We start from the raw sequence: 18084 nt of genomic DNA, 5'->3' as shown, positions 1-18084 counted from the left end.
CGGTGGCTCAGGTCGAGATCAATATAAATGGCAAGAACTACCGAATTGCTTGCGAGGACGGGCAGGAAAGCCGCATCGCCAGCCTCGCGTCCATGGTGGATTCCCACATCAAGGATCTGGTCGAGCAGATCGGCCAGATCGGCGATACGCGCCTGCTCGTCATGGCGTCGCTGCTGATCGCGGACGAGCTTGTCGATCTTCGCGAAATCGAGGGGGAGGTCGCGGCTGAAGGCGGTGGCGCGCCACTCGGCGAGAGCGAGGAGAAGATCGCTGCCGCCCTCGACGCGATGGCCGGGCGGATCGAGAGCATTGCAGACCAGCTTGAACGCGCCTAGATATGTCTGCGGACGGTAGCTGCGCGATGCGTCAGGCCTCACAATCCCTGGGGCTATAAACGATCCTTCGGGAGCTGTCTCTGCCGGGACCCTGGTTCCGGTACGCGGCGCCCACCTGCTTTGCAGGCCACAGAGGATTACTACGGCCAACGGTCGTCGTGGCGCCGTTCTGATTTATTCCAGACGAAAGACGGCCCTTGCCGGAAACCGCGTCCACTTCCGAGACATCGCCGAACGGCATCGAGAGCGTGAAAGCTGCCCTCAGGCAGCGGATCGAGTTGCGCCGCCAAGAAGCTCACGCCGTGCTCGGGGTCTCTGCCGGCGATGCGATCCGTAATCTCTTCTTTGAAAGTGCCGGCCTGCCCGAAGCGTCCGTCGTGGCCGCCTATTGGCCGTTCCGTACGGAGATCGATCCGCGGCCGCTGATGCATGCGCTTCACGCGCGGGGCCACCGGATCGTCCTGCCGGTCGTGGCGCGCAAGGCCGCGCCGCTCAGCTTCCGGCTCTGGGGACCGGGGGCGCCGCTGGTGAAAGCCGGTCTCGGCGGCCTGGTGCCGGATATCGGCGCGCCGGAACTCGATCCGACGATGCTGCTTGTGCCGATGCTGGCCTTCGACGATGCGGGCTACCGGCTCGGCTATGGCGGCGGTTTTTATGACCGCACTCTGGAGAAGCTGCGGGCCGGGGGGCCGGTCCGGGCGATCGGCATCGCCTATGAGGCGCAGCGCGTCGATGCGGTCCCCCGCGAGGCGACGGATCAGCGGCTGGATGCCCTGCTGACCGAGGCCGGTTTCACAGAATTCGGAAAGGCCTGACCGATGCGCGTTCTCTTTCTCGGCGATGTCGTCGGACGGGCGGGCCGCGAGGCCGTGCACGACCGGCTTCCGGAGCTGCGCGAGCGGCTCTCGGTCGATTTCGCCATCGTGAACGGCGAGAACGCCGCCGGCGGTTTCGGGATCACGCCGGACATCGCCGAAGCCCTGTTCGATGCCGGAGCGGATGTCATCACAACCGGCAACCACGCCTTCGACAAGCGTGAGATCCTGACCTATTTCGATGCCGAACCGCGCCTGCTGCGCCCGGCGAACTTTCCGCCCGAGACCAACGGCAAGGGCAGTGGGCTTTACCCGACGCGGGACGGCCGGCATGTACTGGTCGCCAACGTGATCCTCCGTCTCTTCATGGATACCAGCGACTGCCCGTTCCGGGCGGCGGAGAAGATCGTCGAGGAATGCCCGCTCGGTTACGGCGCCGACTTCATCTTCATCGACATGCATGGCGAGGCGACGTCCGAGAAGCTCGCCCTGGGTCATTTCCTGGACGGACGCGCGAGTGCGGTGGTCGGCACCCACACGCACGTCCCGACGGCGGATCACATGGTGCTGCCGGGCGGCACCGCCTACATGACCGATGCCGGCATGTGCGGCGCCTATGACAGCGTCATCGGCATGAACAAGGAAGCCCCGGTCGAACGTTTCCTCTCCAAGACCGCGCGGCCGCGTCTCGAAGCGGCGGACGGCCCGGCGACGGTCTCCGGACTTCTGGTCATCAGCGACGATGCGACCGGTCTCGCGACGCATGCCGAGCCGGTCCGCCTCGGGGGGCTTCTTTCCGAAACGCAGCCGGATTGCTGACACTCCGGCTGCTTGACCCCTCTCCGGCCGCGGCGCATCGTTCCCGTCCTTCCTAATCGGCCCGGCGCGGCCTCCGGAACATCACTTCCCGCCTTTCCCGCGCCCGGCCTGATACCGCGTCCAGGAGAGAGCGCCATGTCTAATGCCGAAATGATCTGGGAACTTGTCGACGGGCACCGTGAGGATTTCATCGGGCTCGCGGACCGGATCTGGGGCATGCCCGAGATCGCCTACACCGAATACCGTTCCGTCGAGGAGCACCGGAAGATGCTGGAGCAGTATGGCTTCAATATCACCGAGGATGTCGGCGGCATTCCGACCGCGATCATGGGCGAGGCGGGCGAAGGAGGTCCGGTGATCGCGGTGCTGGGCGAGTATGACGCGTTGCCCGGTCTCAGCCAGGTCGCCAACATCGCGGAGCCGAAGGAAGTCGAGCCCGGCGGACACGGACATGGCTGCGGTCACAACCTGCTCGGCTCCGCTGCGCTGCTTGCCGCCGCGGGCCTCAAGGACTGGCTTGAGAAAACCGGCACTCCGGGACGTGTGCGGTACTACGGTTGCCCGGCCGAAGAGGGCGGCGCGGCGAAAGGCTTTATGGTCCGCGCCGGCGCCTTCGACGACGTGGACGCGGCGGTGACTTGGCACCCGGCCGGCGTCACCCGCGTCGGGCTCGCCAACTCGCTTGCCAACACGCGCATCGACTTCTCTTTCCATGGCCGTTCCAGCCATGCCTCCAGCGCGCCGCATCTCGGCCGCTCCGCGCTCGACGCGGTGGAGCTGATGAATATCGGCGTCAACTACATGCGCGAGCACATGCCGTCCGACGCCCGAATCCATTATGCGATGCTCGACGGCGGCGGTGTAGCGCCGAACGTGGTGCAAGGCTTCGCCAAGGTGCGGCACGCCGTGCGGGCGCGCGATCTCGCGGGGATGCAGGAATTGGTCGAACGGGTGAAGAAGGTCGCCGAGGGCGCGGCGCTGATGACCGAGACCAAGATGACCTGGAAGATCGTCAGCGCGGTCTCCAACATGCTCGCGAACACTCCCTTGGAGCAGACGATGTTCGAGAACATGCAACGGTTGGGGGCTGTGCCGTTCGATGCGGATGACCGGAAATACGCGTCGGAGATTCAGGCGACCCTGACCGATCAGGACATCGCCAACGAATACCGAAAGGCCGGAGTGGAGGAAAAAGAGGATACGCCGCTCTGTGACTTCATTGTGCCGCTCGAGTGCAAAGGCGTTTCGATGCCGGGCTCGACCGATGTGTCCGACGTGAGCTGGGTCGTGCCGACGATCGAGGCGCGGGTCGCGACCCAGGCGATCGGCACGCCTGGCCATTCCTGGCAGATGACGGCCCAGGGCATGGCCCCCGCCGCGCACAAGGGAATGATCTACGCGGCGAAAGTGATGGCGGGCACCGCCGTCGACCTGATCCGGGACGAAGGGTTGATGGCGGCGGCCAAGGCGGATCACGCGGCAAGGACTGCTAGGACACCATATCGATGCCCGATCCCGGACGACGTGCAGCCGCCGATCCAGCCGCGTCCGGAGTAAACGTCAGAACAGGGCGGACGCACAGATTTCACTGGCAGGAATCGTTTTTTCCGCTGATAGACTTTTTATTGCGACGGATTACTCTTTTTCCCGCGTTCTAAAATCAGCTGAAGTCTGTATGGGGCCTGCCGATGAGTATCGTGCGTCAGCTTTTTGTCGTGGCCCTCGCCGCAATCGTCCTCGCCGGAGGCTGGGTCTATCTCGGGCCGCTTCTCGGGTTCGGGGAGGAGGCCGGCGGCAAGAGCGGCGGCGGTAAGAAAAGCCCGGCGGCGGTGGTCGTGGCCGATGTGAGCTTCGTCAGGGAACGGCTCCGTACAGAGGCCGTCGGTACTGCGCGGGCTTACCAGTCCGCGCGGCTGCATCCGGTGGCCGACGGACGCGTCATTGCGACCGCGCTCAGGACCGACGGCAATGTCTCCCAGGGTCAGGTTCTGCTCGAACTCGATCACAAGACCGAGACGCTCGCGGTGGAACTCGCCAGGGTCCGGCTGGAAGCGGCGCAACGGGTCGCCGAACGGCTGACCAAGCTCCGCAAGAGCGGCGCCTCGACGCAGGCGGCGCTGGACGACGCCGTGACCGCGGTCGACGCTGCGAAGATCGAACTGGAGCGCGCGCAGCTCGCGCTGGAAGACCGTTTCCTGCTTGCCCCCTTCTCCGGCCGGATCGGCATGACCGATATCGAGGTCGGCGACCGGGTCGATACGGGGACCGAGATTGCCGTATTGGACGACCGTTCGAGCCTGCTGGTCCGGTTCGAGGTGCCGGAAGGGATGCTGGGGCGGATTGGTGTCGGAAGCCCGGTCAAGCTGGCGCTCTGGACCGGGGATACTGCGCCGATCGAGGGCGGCTCGATCTACGATATCGACAGCCGGATCGACGAGGCGACGCGGACTTTCGTCGTGCGGGCGCGGATCCCCAATCCGGACGACCGACTGCGCCCCGGTATGAGCTTCCGCGTGACGCTCGATGTCGAGGGCGAGACCCGGGCCAGCGTCCCGGAAGTCGCCATTCAGTGGGGCGGAGACGGCTCCTTCGTGTGGGCGGTCAGCGGCGGTACCGCGCGCCGGCTGCCGGTCTCCATCGTCCAGCGCCAGGAAGCCACCGTGTTGCTCGATGCGGAGTTCGCGGAAGGCGACAAGGTGGTGACCCACGGGCTGCACCGCATGCGTGAGGGGACCAAGGTCGAGATCCTGCCCGGCAACGGTCCGGCGCAGCCGCCGATCAAGGCAGAGCAGGAAGCGACCACGTCATGATGAGCAGCGGCTCCGAGAACGACCTGCCGTCGCTCAGCGTCCGCCGCCCCTGGCTGGCGCTGGTTCTCAACTTGCTGATCGCGCTTGCGGGCGTGGCCGCGATCCTCGCAGTGGAAGTCCGAGAGCTGCCGAATGTCGACCGGCCTATCGTTTCCGTGCGCGGCATCCTCAACGGCGCTTCGCCGGAGACCATGGACAGCGAGGTGACCAGCCTGGTCGAGGGCGCGGTCGCCCGCGTCAACGGCGTGCAGCGCATCCGCTCTTCCAGCGAGGAGAACAATTTCCGCCTGCATGCGGAGTTCAGCCCGTCGGCCGATCTCGACGTCGCCGCTTCCGATATTCGCGAGGCGGTCAGCCGTGTCGAACGGGAACTGCCCGATAATGTCGAGCAGCTTACCGTGATCAAGGCGGACGCCGACGCGAGCCCAATTCTTCAGCTCGCCGTGTTCGGTCACGGGCTGACGGAAGACACGCTGACCCACATCGTCGAGACCGACGTCATTCCGGAGCTGATCTCTATCAACGGCGTCGCGGACGTCACGCAATACGGCGACCGCGAGCGCCTGCTCAGGGTGGTTCTCGATCCGATGCGGCTCAGCGCTTTTGCCCTCTCCGTCGCCGATGTCATCTCGGTGCTGGAGAAGGCGCCGTTCGATATTCCGGCCGGCAGCTTCGCCTCGCTTGACCAGGAATTGCTGGTACGCGCCAACGCCACGGTGGAATCCGCCAAGGAGGTCGAGGACATCATCATCCGCGGCGCGGTGCGGATCGGCGACGTGGCGCAGGTTTTCTTCGGGCCGGAGGATCCGGAGAGTCTCGTTCGGGTCAATGGCGAGGAGGTGATCGGCCTCGGCATCATCCGCCAGGCCCAGTCCAACACCATCGAGATCTCCGAGAAGGTCCACAAGGCGGTCGCCGGCCTCAACAAGCGGTCCGAGCGGATCGAGGTGATCGTGACCTCCGACGACGCGCTCTTCATCGAGGGCTCGGTCTCCGAAGTGCTGTTCAGTCTCCTGCTCGCGGTTCTGATCGTCATCGTGACGCTCTGGATCTTCCTCGGCTCGCCGAGCGCGACACTCGTGCCCTGTGTCTCGATCCCGGTCGCGCTGATCGGTTCCGTCGCCGCGATCTGGGCGCTCGGTTTCTCGATCAACATTCTGACCCTGCTGGCGCTCGTGCTCGCGACCGGCCTGATCGTCGACGACAGCATTGTCGTGCTGGAGAACATCCAGCGCCGCCGCGGGCAGGGACTCGGAGGCCGGGCGGCGGCGGTGCTCGGCACCCGCCAGGTGTTCTTCGCGGTCATCGCGACGACGGCGACGCTGATTTCCGTCTTCGTGCCGATCTCCTTCCTGCCGAGCACGGCGGGTCGCCTCTTCCGCGAATTCGGCTTCGTACTGGCCATCGCGGTGCTGATCTCGTCCTTCGTTGCGTTGACGCTCGTGCCGGCGCTCTCGGCCCGGCTTGCCGAGGGCGGCAAGGATCGGCTCGGACTGCGCACGCTTCTGGGCCGGTTCGGTGATCGGCTGGCGCGGATTTACGGCGCGACCTTGAAGGCGGCGCTCGCCGGGCCGGTCATCGTCATCGCCTTGTCGATCGCAGTAGCGGGTGGCGCCTGGTTGACCTTCAAGCTGCTGGATCAGGAACTGCTGCCGTCCGAGGATCGCGGCCGGATCTACATCATGGGAACCGGCCCGGACGGTGTCGGCCTCGAATACAGCAACAAACAGGCGGATTACATGGAAGCGGTCCTCCAGCCCTATGTGGAGAGCGGGGAAATCACCTCGATCTTCACCATCGTCGGGCGCTGGGACCTGAACCGGGTCTATATCTCCGCGCCGCTCGCGCATTGGGAGCAGCGCTCCCGCTCGCAGCAGCAAATCATGTCTGAGATCCGGCGCAAGATGAACCAGATTCCTGGCATGCGCGTCCGGGTCTACAGCCCGAACAGCCTCAATCTGCGGTCCGCCGGCGGCGGCGTCGAGGTGGCGCTGACCGGCACCGACTATCTGCGCCTCTACGAGGTCGCCAAGCAGTTCTCCCGGGCGATCGAGGACAGGCTTCCCGATCTCTCCGACGTGCGGATCTCCTACCAGCCGACGCAGCCGCAGCTCTCGGTCAAGATCGACCGCCGCCGGGCCTCCGATCTCGGCGTCGATCTCGACGACCTGGCGGACGTGCTGCAGGTCAATATCGACGGGCTGGAGATTGCCGATCTGAATGTGCGGGACGAGTCGATCCCGATCCGGCTGGAGGCGATCGGCGGCGCGATCGACGATCCGACGGACCTTACCAACCTCTTTGTGCGCACCGACCGCGGCAAGCTGATCCCGATCTCCAGCCTTGTTTCCTTGAAGGAAGAGGGGGTCGCGGCAGAACTCGACCGCCATCGCCAGCGCCGCGCCGTGGAAATCGACGCAGATCTCAAGTCAGGCAAACCGCTCGGCGACGCTATCGCCGAGGTCGAGGAACTGGCCGCCGAAATCCTGCCCGACGATGTCAGTCTGATCCTCCTCGGCGAAGCGGAAGCCCTGGACGAGACCTCGCACGAGGTGGCGATCACCTATCTGATCGCGATCGTCGTCGTGTTCCTCGTGCTCGTGGCTCAGTTCGAGAGCGTGACCAGTGCGGCCATCGTTGTGCTGACCGTGCCGTTCGGCATTGCCGCCGCGATTTATGCCCTGATGCTGACCGGCACCTCGGTAAATATCTACAGCCAGATCGGTCTCGTCATGATGATCGGACTGATGGCGAAAAACGGCATTCTCGTCGTCGAGTTCGCGGATCAGCTCCGCGATCACGGCTTCGGCGTGCGGCAGGCGGCGGAACGCGCTGCCCTGGTCCGCCTGCGGCCGATCGCGATGACCATGATCTCGACCGTGCTCGGCGGGTTGCCGCTGATCCTGAGTTCGGGGCCGGGAGCCGAGGCGCGCGCCGCCATCGGCTGGGTCGTGTTCGGCGGGCTCGGGCTCGCCGCCGTCTTCACGCTCTATCTGACACCGGTGCTCTATGTCGTGCTGGCCCGCCTCTCCGCCGCCCGCGCCGACGCCGCTGGCAAGCTGGAGAGCGAGCTCGAAGAGGCCCGTGACATTCCGGATATCGCGGAAGCGGACGAGCAGCCGGCGGAGTGACCCGCTATTGCTCTCTCCCCGTCAATGTCCGCCGGACGGCTCCTCCTCGTCCGGCGTCAGTGCCTTTGCGTCGGCGAGCGACAGTTTCACCGTCCGGTCGCCTTCCAGATAGATGAAATCGAGGCTATCCCGCCGCGAGGTCATGCGTGCCGGGAGCGGGGCGTAGCGGAAGCTGCCGCCGCCGAGATGCGGCGTCACCGTCCCGATATCGGTGCCCTGATGCTGTTCCACGCGAAGCAGGTGCAGCCGCGTGCCGTCCGCGCGCTTGCCGGTGAAGGGAATGTTCGCAAGTCGCAGGAAGCTGGTCGGATCGCTCGCCGCCGCGAAGCCCTCCGCGAAGGCCTTCTCGACCAGATCGAGATCCTTCAACTCGTCGCTGATCTCCTCGCCGTGCCCGTGATCGTGCGCGCCGTGCGGCAGGTGCGGCGTCTGCCATTGGGAGGCGGTTGGCGGCGGGCTGTTATGCCCGTGGCCGTGATCATGCTCGTGGTGGTGGTCGTGAGGATGATGATGGTGATGCGGGCCGTGCGGATGCTTGTGCATGGACGCTCTCCTCAATACGAGACCGGCTTGTCGATGATCGCCTTGTGGGCGCCCATCTTGCCGTGCGCGACGAGAGAGCCCATCGCCTCGACTGCGACCCGGCAGCCGAGCAAGGCGGTGATGTCCGAGGTGTCGTAGGGCGGGCTGACTTCCACGACCTCAAGTCCGCAGATCCCTTCAGCGGCGATGAGCCCGAGCAGCTTCAAGGCCTCGCGCGGCAGGAAGCCGCCCGGTTCCGGCCAGCCGGTGCCGGGCACGAAGCCGCAATCCACGCTGTCGATGTCGAAGGAAAGATAGACCGCGTCCGCGTCCTTCCAGGCGAGTTCGAGTGCGATCTCGGCCGTGCGCTCGATGCCGAGCTGCTCGATATCGTTGATCGTCAGCACGTTGGTGTTTTTCTTGAAGGCCTGCTTCACGCCGGGGCGCGGCACCTGCCAGCCGCCGATGCCGAGCTGCACCAGGTTGGTCGCCGGCACATTGTCCATCTCCGTCGCCCAGTACCAGGGCGTGGTGTGCATGCGCTCGTCGAGATCCTTCTCCTGGATGTCGATATGGCGGTCGAAATGGATGATGCCGATCCGCTTGGAAGTGCATTGCGCGATGCCGCGCACACAAGGGAAGCCGATGGAATGGTCGCCGCCGAGCATGATCGGCAGGGCGCCGGAGGAGAAGATATGCGAGACGCCCCGAGTGATCTGGTCGAAGCTCTTCTCCAGGTTCGCCGGGATGGTAAAGACGTCGCCCGCGTCGCAGAGCGTCATCTGTTCGCGCAGATCGACGCCCATCTCGTAATTGTAGGGCGTGTAGAGCGCGGAGATCCGCCGGATGCCCTGCGGGCCGAAGCGCGTACCCGGACGGTAGGTGGTGCCCGAGTCGAAGGGAATGCCGACGACGGCCGCGTCATATTTCGCCACGTCGCGGACATTCTCTACGTAAGGGGCCTTCAGGAAGGTGTTGATGCCAGCAAAATGAGGCAGCTCGCCGCGCGCGAAGGTCGGGATCGACTTGTCGGTGAGGCTGTCCGAGCCCGGCAGACCCATGTCGAGAGCCCATTTCTGCTCCCGGCGCCAGCCGTCGGCTGAAAGCTCGGCTTCAGCTTCCAGCGCCTTCCAGCCCTGCATCTCGCGCTTGTTAAAATCCGGATGGTGAAAGCGCCGGTCGTTCCGGGTCGGGGACGATGCGCCGGCATGGCGTGTGGATCTGCGTCCGTCACTCTGACTCAGCATCGGGGTCTTCCTTCGGTAGGTTGTCGGGAAAGGCGGAACCGTCGGCGGCCAGGTCGTAGGTGATCGTGGCGCCATAGGCATTCGGAAATTGCGGGTCGTGGCGGACCTTGTCGAAGGTCAGCACGCGGGTACCGAGCTTGAAGGCTTCGGAGAGATCGTGGGTGACCATGAAGATCGTCATGCCGTGCTCGCGCCAGAGTTCGAGCAGTAGCTCGTGCATCTCGAGGCGCACACCGGGATCGAGCGCACCGAAGGGCTCGTCCAGAAGCAGGAGCCGCGGCCGTTTCATCAGGGTCTGGGCGATGGCGAGGCGCTGCTGCATGCCGCCGGAGAGCTGCGCCGGGAAGCGGTCGCGGGCATTGGCAAGTCCGGTGCGTTCCAGCAGGGCGTCGGCCATCTCTTCCGCATCCGCGCGCCTGGTGCCGAAAGCCCGCGCGAGCAAGGGACTGCCCTCGAAATCGTGCGCCAGCAAAAGGTTCTCGCGCGCGGTCAGATGCGGGAAGACGGAATAGCGCTGGAAGACGATCCCGCGTTCGGGCGTCGGCTCCGGCGGCAGGATCTTGCCGTCGAGCGCGATCTCGCCGCTGCTCGGCACTTCCTGGCCGAGCAGCAGGCGCAGGAAGGTCGACTTGCCGCAGCCGGACGCGCCGACGATGGCGCAAAAGGCACCCTCTTCCACCTCGAGATCGATCTTCTCCAGAACGGGCAAGTCTCCGTAGCTCTTGGTAAGGCCCTGCACGCTGAGCATCAGAAGGACTCCCCGGAAAGGTGTGCCCAGCGGAAGAGCTTTTTCGAGCTTTGCAGCAGGGTCCGGTCGAGCAGGAAGGCGATCAGGGTGATCCAGGCGACATAGGGCAGGATCACGTCCATCGCGAGATAGCGGCGGACCAGGAAGATCCGGTAGCCGAGCCCCTCGGTCGAGGCGATGGCTTCGGCGGAGATCAGGAAGATCCAGGCCGGCACCAGGCCGAGGCGGATCGCCACGACGAGTTTCGGCCAGATCTGCGGCAGCACCACGCGCAGGATGATCTGCCATGTCGAGGCGCCGAGCGTCTGGGCCTTCACGAGGATTTCCGCCGGCAGTTCCGCGACGGCGAGGGCGATGGCGCGGATCATCACCGGGGCGGTGCCGATGATGATCAGCGCCACTTTCGAGACCTCTCCAAGCCCGGCCGCGATGAAGAGGATCGGCAGCACGGTGATCGGGGGGATCAGGGAAAAGGTGGCGATGAAGGAGGAGAGCACCGCGCGCACTTTCGGGATCAGGCCGATGGGCACGCCGAGAAGGAGCGCGAGCAGGGCCGAAATCCCGACCCCGGCACCGAGCCGGGAGAGGCTCGCCGCCGTATCCTTCCAGAGCAGCAGTTCGCCGGAACGGCGGTCCGGGACCGTCGCCATGCGCCAGAAAGTCTCCCCCATTCTCGCGAGTGAGGGCAGCAGCTTGTCCTGCGGATTTTCCGCCAGCCGCATCTCGCTTGCCGAGACGTAGAGGATGATGATCGCAATGAAGGGGATCGCGGCCAGCAACAGGCCGGCCGGCCGCGAGACCTTCTGGTTGATCAGGCGCATGGGACGGGGAACCGGGGCGGCCTAGAGCTTTCCGGCCGCCGCCATTTCCATATAGGCCGGATCGAAGCGGAGCTTGATGTTGCCCGTGTCGCCCAGGGTCTTGCCGCCGGGGAACGCGATGCCGACGAAGTCAACGCTTGTCGCCCCCTCGCCGAGGATGCCCTTGTCGAAGAGGAACTTGCGCACGAAGTCCATCGTCGTGATCAGCGCCGGGTCCTTGGTGAAGGAAACCGCCTCGGCCGGCTCGTAGAACATCGCGGTGGAGGCGAGCTGGGAATCATAGCCGGCGAGGTCCGTGCCGGAAGCCTTCGCCATCGCCGTCCGCATGTCCATGCCGGCGGAATCGTCCTTCGACATGATGGACATCATCTCGTACCAGGCGCCGGCCAACGCCTTGCCGAAATCCGGGTTGTCCGCCAGCGTCTCGGTATTGACCATCATGATGTCGATGATCTCGCCGGGGGTCTGGCTGCTGTCGAACACCTTGTAGCTCTCGGGCATGCCTTCGATCTCGGAGAGCAGGGGGTTCCAGGTGACGACCGCGGAAACGTCCGGGGTGCCGTAGGCGGCGATCATGTCGGCGTCGGAGGTGTTGACGACGGTGATATCCTTTTCCGCGAGGCCGATGCTGTCGAGCGCGCGGACCAGCAGGTAATGGGAGACCGAAAGCTCCACCAGGTTGACGGTCTGGCCCTTGATGCCGGCAAGCTCCTTCTTGCCTTTCAGGACGATGCCGTCATTGCCGTTGGAATAGTCGCCGACGATCAGCGCGGTGGTGTCGACGCCGCCGCCGGACGGGATCGAGAGCGCATCCATGTTGGTCATGGAGCAGCCATCGAACTCGCCCGCCGTGTACTGGTTGATCGACTCGATATAGTCGTTGATCTGCACGATATCGACGGAGATGCCGTACTTGTCGGCCCATTTCTTCATCAGGCCGGAATTCTGGATCTCGCCCCAGGGCATCCAGCCGACATAGATCGACCAGCAGACCTTGAACTCTTTCTTCGGCGCGGCGTCGGCGCCCGGCGCGGCCAGCAGGACCGAGACGGCGAACGCGGCGGATGCGATTTTCAGTAGCGTTTGGCGAAACATGCGACGGCTCCTTTCAAAAGCGATTGGTCAAGGCTCCCCCTAGGAGCCACTGTCGCCTTGGCCGCCGAGCGCATAACCGGGAGAGATTTGCGCTCGGCAAACCTGTGCAGTGATCTCCCGGGATTTTGCCCCGCCGTGTCTCCGGCATTTCCCATTTCGCCGGAGTGCGTCTCTCGGACCAGCGCCGCAATTGCGGCCGGAACCCTAGACGCGCTGCACAAAAGTTACGCTGCACGGGACGTGCCAGAGTGCTTCTGATTTTTAACTGATTGATTTTAATGGAAAACGGTCAGGAGGAGGTTTTCGCCCGATACCTGTTCCGCTGCATTTTTCGGCACGCATCTGTTGCGCTGCTCAATAACGAGGCAGGCTGCCGCCTCGCGATTTCGTCATTCCGATAGACTGATAATCCAGTACAGCAGGCCGGAAATCAGAGCGGAGGCGGGGAAGGTGATCGTCCAGGCGATGAGAATGCGCAGCATGTCGCCGCGCCGGAAAAGGCGCCGCGGGCGTTTCTGCGTCTGGATCGCTTTCGCCGCCCGGTCCTTTTGGGCCCGCAGTTCGCGATAGATTCCGATCCCGAAGATCGCGCCGACGGCGATCTGCGTGGTGCTGACGGGCAGGCCGATCCAGGAGGCGGCCGTCACCGTCGCGGCCGTGGCCATGGCGACGGCATAGGCACGGATCGGATTGATCTTGGTGATCCTTGTCGCGACAAGGCGAACCATGCCGCCGCCGAACAGCAGCAGGCCAGCCGCGATGCCGAGCGCGCCGAGCAGAAACACCCAGAACGGAATGCCGGGTGCGAGATCGAGATCGGACGTCGCCTGCACATGGAGTATGGCGGTCACCGGGCCGGCGATATTGGCGATGTCGTTGGCGCCGTGGGCGAAGGCGATAAAGCCGCCCGCCGCGATCAGGGGCACGCGGAACAGGACCCGCACGGTCTGGCCCTTGTTCGCGAGGCCCATCGAGGTCCGGCGGATATAGGGACCGGCAAGCGCCATGGTGGCGGCGAAGGCCGCGAGGACCGTGGTCACCAGAACGGGCATCGCTGGCTGCCAGACATTCGCCAGTCCCTTCTTGATCAGGAAGAGGACGAAGAGCGCGGCCATGGTGGCGATCAGGATCGGTATCCATGTCCGGGCTGCGCGGAGCTTGTCCTGTACGCCGAGCAGCTCGCGCTTGACGAAGGCGAGGATAGCGATTGCCGCGAGCGCGCTCGCGACCGGCGAGACGAACCACCCGAGCGTGATCGCGGCGATCTCCGGCCAGTTGATCGCGCTGGCGCCGAGTGCGAACAGTCCGACTCCGACGATCCCGCCGATGATCGCGTGGGTGGTGGAGATCGGCGCGCGGAGAAGGTTCGCGGCGTTGACCCAAAGGGCGGCACCGGTCAGGGCGGCTGCCATGCCATAGACGAAACCGGCCGGATCGCGAACCAGATCGGGATCGACGATGCGGAACGCGATGCGGCCGACGATTTGATCGCCCGCGAAGAGAGCGCCGGCGACTTCGGCGCCGGCCGCGAGCAGCAAGGCGGCGCCGAGCGGAAGAACGCGGGCGCCGACCAGCGGCGCCACGGAATTCGCCACGTCGTTGGCACCGATATTGGCCGCCATATAGGCGCCGAGCAAAGCGACGAAGGCGGCCAGAGCCGCGTCTTCGGGCGTACCGTTGACGTACCCGAGCAGTGCCGCTGCGCAGGCGAGCGCGAGCGAGACCAGCGCGAGCTGGACTGGCGGCAATACGGGCGGCCGTTTCGGCCCGCCAGGGAAAAGCAGGCGTCCGAACTGGTTTCCGGACGCTGCGCTGTCGCTCGGCATATTCAAGATCCGTGACGCGTGTTAACCGGTAAACGCGAAGCGGTGACGATTGGATCAGATATTAGCGGAACTCTCGCTCGGCCGTGTAGGACTAATCGTCTAGACAAATTTCACTGTTTGTCCAGCGCTGCTTCCACCGTCGCGCGGTCCGGCATCGGCTCCACGGCGCCAAATCCTTCGGTCGCGATCGCGGCCGCGCAGTTCGCGTACTCGGCAGCCTTCAACGGATCTCCCGTCCCAAGGTATTCGGCAAGGAAGCTGCCGTCGTATGTGTCGCCCGCCCCGGTCGCGTCCTTAGCCGCGGCTTTCCGACCGGGGACCCGGCGGCGTTCGTCCGGAGTGGCGACGAGGCAGCCGTCGGCCCCGAGCGTCAGCGCGACGATCCCGGCGCCGAGCTCGAGATAGAAATCCGCTATGGAGTCGGGATCTTCAAGGCCGGTCAGCAGTATCGCGTCGTCGAGGCCGGGAAGCGCGATGTCGGCTTCCGCCATTGCCGCATGGATCATCGCCCGTGCGCGGTCCAGCGGCCAGAGCTTGAGGCGGAGGTTCGGATCGAAGGAGACCTTCACCCCGGCATCCTTCGCCATCGCAATGGCGGCGAAGACCGTGTCGGCGGCGCTTTCGGAAATCGCCTGGCTGATGCCGGAGATATGCAGGATCTTCGCGGCGGAGATCATGCCGCGCGGCAGGAAACCCGGCGTCATCCGGCTCGCGGCGGAGCCCGCGCGGAAATAGCTGAACTGATGGCCGTCCGCGCCATGGGTAACGAAATAGATCCCGGTATGGCCGTCGGCGCAGGTTTCGACCCCTCGCGTGTCCACGCCTTCCCGCTCCCAGAGTTCCTGGAAGCTTTCGCCGAAGGGATCGCGTCCGATGCGGGTGAGATAGCCGACCGAAGCACCCTGGCGCGCGGCTGCGATGGCGGCATTCGAGGTGTCCCCGCCATGACCGGCGAGATAGCGGCCGTCCGGCTGCTGGTTGAATTCCAGCATCGGCTCGCCGAGGCAGAGCAGGTCGGGGAAGCGGATCATGAGGCCACCGCGGCGAAGGCGCGGGCGACGGCGTCGCGGAGCGGGGCGGGATCGTTTGCCTTGAGGGCGTCGATCGGCACCAGCTCGCCGCCCATGCCGAGGCAGAGCGCACCGGCATCGAGATAGGATTTCGCGGTCTCGGGCGAGACGCCGCCGGTCGGCATCAGCGGGATCTCGGGATAGACCGATTTTACAGCCTTGAGGAAACCGGGCCCGCCGCATTCCCGCGCCGGGAAGATCTTCACCACCGCCGCGCCTTCCGCCCAGCGCGCCTCGACCTCGCTCGGCGTGGCGGCGCCAGGGAGATAGGGCAGACCGGCCGCTTTCGCGGCCTCGGCAACTCCCGCGGCGGCGCCCGGCGAAACGAGGAAGGCGGCCCCGGCATCGGCGGCGGCCTTCGCCTGCGTTGCCGTACGCACCGTTCCGGCGCCGATCAGAGCGTCAGGAGCGGTCCGGGTGAAAGTCTCGATGACGCGATGTGCGTCGGGGGTCGTGAAGGTCAATTCAAGCGCCTGCATGCCCGCATCGAGCAGCCACTCGCAGGCGCGGATCGCGAGGTCGGCGGTCGGCGTCCGGATCACCGGCACAACCTTCAGGGCCGAAAGTCGCACACGTAGCGCCTCGCCACGATCTTCCGTCATTACAATAGGTCCCCCACTCGAAGCCCGGAAACTCTCCACCATTCCGCGCGCGGGGACAAGTGGGGCGGTTGGCGCTAAGCTGACTGAAAGAATTGGTGTCAGGGGAGGATGCCGTGCTGACCAAGGATCAGGTCGCCCGTTATCACGAGGATGGCTACGTCATCCCGGACTTTCGGCTTTCGACGGACAAGCTGGAGCGGATCAAACAGCTGCACGGCGCGCTGCTGGAGCGCCATCCCGAATTCAAGGATTACTGCAACGCCTTGCTCGATTACGAGCCGGCCTTCCGGGAGTTCGCCGAGGACCCGGAGATTCTCGACATGATCTCGCAGGTGATCGGCTCCGATCTCGCACTCTGGAACATGAGCTTCTTCGCCAAGCCGGCACATGGCGGCAAGCGGACGCCCTGGCACCAGGACGGGGAGTATTGGCCGATCCGTCCGCTCGCGACCTGCACCGTCTGGCTCGCCGTCGATGCGGCGACGCCGGAGAACGGGTGCCTCAAATTCATCCGCGGCTCGCATAAGGACCAACGGCTGAAGGCGCATAACCGGACCGACGCGACGGATGTGACGCTGAACCAAGAGCTCGATCCCGCCGCCTATAACGAGGACGAGGCGGTCGACCTTGTGCTGGAGCCGGGACAGATCTCGCTGCACGACGTCTATCTGCTCCACGGCTCCGAGGCGAACCATTCGGACAAGCCCCGGCGCGGCATGACCATGCGCTTCATGCCGACCACCAGCCATTTCGACCGGGACCTCGCGAAGCGGAAGGCGGAGACGCAGAAGATCCGAGACCAGTCGAAGCAGAAGCTCTTCCTGATGCGCGGCGTGGACCGAACGGGCCGGAATCTTTTCGAGGATGCCTGAGCCTCAGCCGCGCCGTTTCAGCAGCAGGCGGCGCACCATCTCCGGCGCCTCGCCGAGATAGTTTTCCGGCTTCGTCAGCGCCTCGACCGTGCCGCGGTCCAGCGTGCCGGAGATCGCTTCCTCTTCCATCAAGGCGTCGAGGAACGTCGCCTCGCCGGCGAGTGCCTTACGGCAGCAGTCGTAGACGACGTCATGGGCGACCTGGCGGCCGATATGTGGCGCGAGCCCCATCATCACCGCCTCGGCGACGATCAGTCCCTTGGTCGTGTCGAGCACGTTCCGCATTGCATCGGGTCGGACTTCCAGGCCTTCAAGCACCTCGGCCGCGGCCGCGAGACCGCCGGAGGCGACCACGAAGGCGGTGGGCAGCGCGTGCCACTCGACATGCCACTGGCCGGTCGCGCGCTCGTGGTCCTGCACCATCGCATCGAGCATGGCGCTGTGCTGCTCACGCACGATCTTGGAGGCGGCCAGCATCATCTCGGAAGAGATCGGATTGCGCTTCTGCGGCATGGTCGAGGAGGCGCCGCGACCGGCGACGAAGGGCTCCAGTACCTCGCCCGTCTCCGTCTGCATCATCAGCATGATGTCGTAGCCGATCTTGCCGATGGTGCCGGTGACGAGCGCGAGGAACCCGGTCGCTTCGGCGAAGCCGTCCCGGATCGTGTGCCAGGTGATGTCCGGGACGCCGAGGCCAAGTTCCTCTGCGAGTGCCGCCTGGGTCGCGAGGCCGTTGCCGGAAAGTGAGGCGAGTGTGCCGGCGGCGCCGGAGAACTGCACCACCTCGACCCGGGGGCGCAGCTCCTTCAGCCGCTGCAGGTGCCGGTCGATGGCGGAGAGCCAGGTCGCCGCCTTGAAGCCGAAACTGACCGGCAGGGCGTGTTGCAGGTGGGTACGCCCGGCCATCGGGGTTTCCGCATGCGCCTCGGCGAGTTTTGCCAGCGCCGCTGCGATCCGCTCAAGATACTCCTCGACGATATCGAGACCGGCACGGACCTGCAGAACGTCGGCGGTATCCATGATGTCCTGGGTGGTCGCGCCCCAGTGACAATATTGCCCGAGCCCGTCCGGCGCCCAGTTCGAGAGCTGTTCCACCAGCGGCAGGATCGGGTAGCCGACGATCTGGGTGCGGGTGGAAAGCTTCTCCAGATCGAGCTTGTCGATATCGGCGGCATCGGTGATCGCCTTCGCGGCTTCTTCCGGGATCAGGCCCAGCTTCGCCTGCGCCCGGGCGAGCGCGGTCTCCACGTCGAGATAGAGGCCTAGAATGGTGTCGTCGGCGAAGAGGCCGCGCATGTCGGCGGTCCCGAACATGTCGCCGTAGATTCCGGATTTCACGACGATCGTGGACATGGGCGAGGCTCCCTCATT

The 18084-nt window shown here is 65.3% G+C and carries 16 protein-coding genes, 1 other RNA gene and 1 riboswitch; of the genes, 8 read left to right on the top strand and 9 right to left on the bottom strand.

Annotated features, from left to right (window positions below; translation table 11 throughout):
• Positions 1–2: 2 nt before the first annotated feature.
• The 7 genes from NUH88_RS08485 (at position 3) to NUH88_RS08455 (ending at position 7910) form a co-directional block, all read left to right on the top strand.
• The gene (locus tag NUH88_RS08485) at positions 3–335 is read left to right on the top strand and encodes a cell division protein ZapA (protein ID WP_257771386.1); all 333 of its coding nucleotides are present in this window, start codon (positions 3–5) and stop codon (positions 333–335) included.
• A gap of 13 nt (positions 336–348) precedes the next feature.
• A non-coding RNA gene (ssrS, locus tag NUH88_RS08480) (6S RNA) lies at positions 349–504 on the top strand.
• Positions 505–532: 28 nt separating this feature from the next.
• The gene (locus NUH88_RS08475; protein ID WP_257771385.1) at positions 533–1150 is read left to right on the top strand and encodes a 5-formyltetrahydrofolate cyclo-ligase; all 618 of its coding nucleotides are present in this window, start codon (positions 533–535) and stop codon (positions 1148–1150) included.
• Positions 1151–1153: 3 nt separating this feature from the next.
• A complete protein-coding gene (locus NUH88_RS08470) occupies positions 1154–1969 on the top strand; it encodes a TIGR00282 family metallophosphoesterase (RefSeq protein WP_257771384.1) in 816 nt (271 codons plus the stop codon).
• Positions 1970–2104: 135 nt separating this feature from the next.
• Complete coding sequence (locus tag NUH88_RS08465) at positions 2105–3526, top strand: M20 family metallopeptidase (RefSeq protein WP_257771383.1); 1422 nt, start codon at positions 2105–2107, stop codon at positions 3524–3526.
• 131 nt (positions 3527–3657) lie between these two features.
• Positions 3658–4779, top strand: coding sequence for an efflux RND transporter periplasmic adaptor subunit (locus tag NUH88_RS08460; protein ID WP_257771381.1), 1122 nt, complete (start codon positions 3658–3660; stop codon positions 4777–4779).
• Positions 4776–7910, top strand: coding sequence for an efflux RND transporter permease subunit (locus tag NUH88_RS08455; RefSeq protein ID WP_257771379.1), 3135 nt, complete (start codon positions 4776–4778; stop codon positions 7908–7910). The genes NUH88_RS08460 and NUH88_RS08455 overlap by 4 nt, the downstream gene beginning before the upstream one ends.
• A 21-nt stretch (positions 7911–7931) precedes the next feature.
• On the opposite strand, the gene NUH88_RS08450 is transcribed toward NUH88_RS08455, so the two are convergent.
• The 8 genes from NUH88_RS08450 to NUH88_RS08415 all read right to left on the bottom strand — a co-directional run bounded on the left by NUH88_RS08450 (position 7932) and on the right by NUH88_RS08415 (position 15841).
• Positions 7932–8453, bottom strand: a complete 522-nt coding sequence (locus NUH88_RS08450; RefSeq protein WP_257771378.1) for a hypothetical protein — start codon at positions 8451–8453, stop codon at positions 7932–7934.
• Between the two features lie 11 nt (positions 8454–8464).
• Positions 8465–9679 carry an agmatinase family protein gene (locus NUH88_RS08445; protein ID WP_257771376.1) on the bottom strand — a complete coding sequence of 405 codons (1215 nt, stop codon included), beginning with the start codon at positions 9677–9679 and terminating at the stop codon, positions 8465–8467.
• Positions 9663–10427, bottom strand: coding sequence for an ATP-binding cassette domain-containing protein (locus NUH88_RS08440; RefSeq protein ID WP_257771375.1), 765 nt, complete (start codon positions 10425–10427; stop codon positions 9663–9665). Before NUH88_RS08440 ends, NUH88_RS08445 begins: the two co-directional genes overlap by 17 nt.
• Positions 10427–11248 carry an ABC transporter permease gene (locus NUH88_RS08435; RefSeq protein WP_257771373.1) on the bottom strand — a complete coding sequence of 274 codons (822 nt, stop codon included), beginning with the start codon at positions 11246–11248 and terminating at the stop codon, positions 10427–10429. The genes NUH88_RS08440 and NUH88_RS08435 overlap by 1 nt, the downstream gene beginning before the upstream one ends.
• 21 nt (positions 11249–11269) lie before the next feature.
• On the bottom strand, positions 11270–12343 hold the full coding sequence (locus NUH88_RS08430) for a putative urea ABC transporter substrate-binding protein (RefSeq protein ID WP_257771371.1): 1074 nt from the start codon (positions 12341–12343) through the stop codon (positions 11270–11272).
• Positions 12344–12455: 112 nt separating this feature from the next.
• Positions 12456–12562: riboswitch (guanidine-I (ykkC/yxkD leader) on the bottom strand.
• 170 nt (positions 12563–12732) lie between these two features.
• Positions 12733–14169 carry an inorganic phosphate transporter gene (locus tag NUH88_RS08425; protein ID WP_257771369.1) on the bottom strand — a complete coding sequence of 479 codons (1437 nt, stop codon included), beginning with the start codon at positions 14167–14169 and terminating at the stop codon, positions 12733–12735.
• Between the two features lie 110 nt (positions 14170–14279).
• Positions 14280–15200 carry a sugar kinase gene (locus NUH88_RS08420; protein WP_257771367.1) on the bottom strand — a complete coding sequence of 307 codons (921 nt, stop codon included), beginning with the start codon at positions 15198–15200 and terminating at the stop codon, positions 14280–14282.
• Positions 15197–15841, bottom strand: a complete 645-nt coding sequence (locus NUH88_RS08415) for a bifunctional 4-hydroxy-2-oxoglutarate aldolase/2-dehydro-3-deoxy-phosphogluconate aldolase (RefSeq protein ID WP_257771366.1) — start codon at positions 15839–15841, stop codon at positions 15197–15199. Before NUH88_RS08415 ends, NUH88_RS08420 begins: the two co-directional genes overlap by 4 nt.
• A gap of 113 nt (positions 15842–15954) precedes the next feature.
• Between NUH88_RS08415 and NUH88_RS08410 the strand changes: the two genes are divergently transcribed.
• Entirely contained in the window at positions 15955–16713 is a 759-nt protein-coding gene (locus tag NUH88_RS08410; RefSeq protein WP_257771365.1) for a phytanoyl-CoA dioxygenase family protein, read from the top strand.
• A 3-nt stretch (positions 16714–16716) separates the two neighbouring features.
• Here the strand turns inward: NUH88_RS08410 and pcaB are convergent, their stop codons facing one another.
• Complete coding sequence (gene pcaB / locus NUH88_RS08405) at positions 16717–18066, bottom strand: 3-carboxy-cis,cis-muconate cycloisomerase (protein ID WP_257771363.1); 1350 nt, start codon at positions 18064–18066, stop codon at positions 16717–16719.
• Positions 18067–18084 lie beyond the last annotated feature (18 nt).

It is taken from the genome of Nisaea acidiphila (genome assembly GCF_024662015.1).
Classification (GTDB): Bacteria; Pseudomonadota; Alphaproteobacteria; order Thalassobaculales; family Thalassobaculaceae; genus Nisaea; species Nisaea acidiphila.
This window is presented reverse-complemented; position numbering and strand designations above follow the sequence as displayed.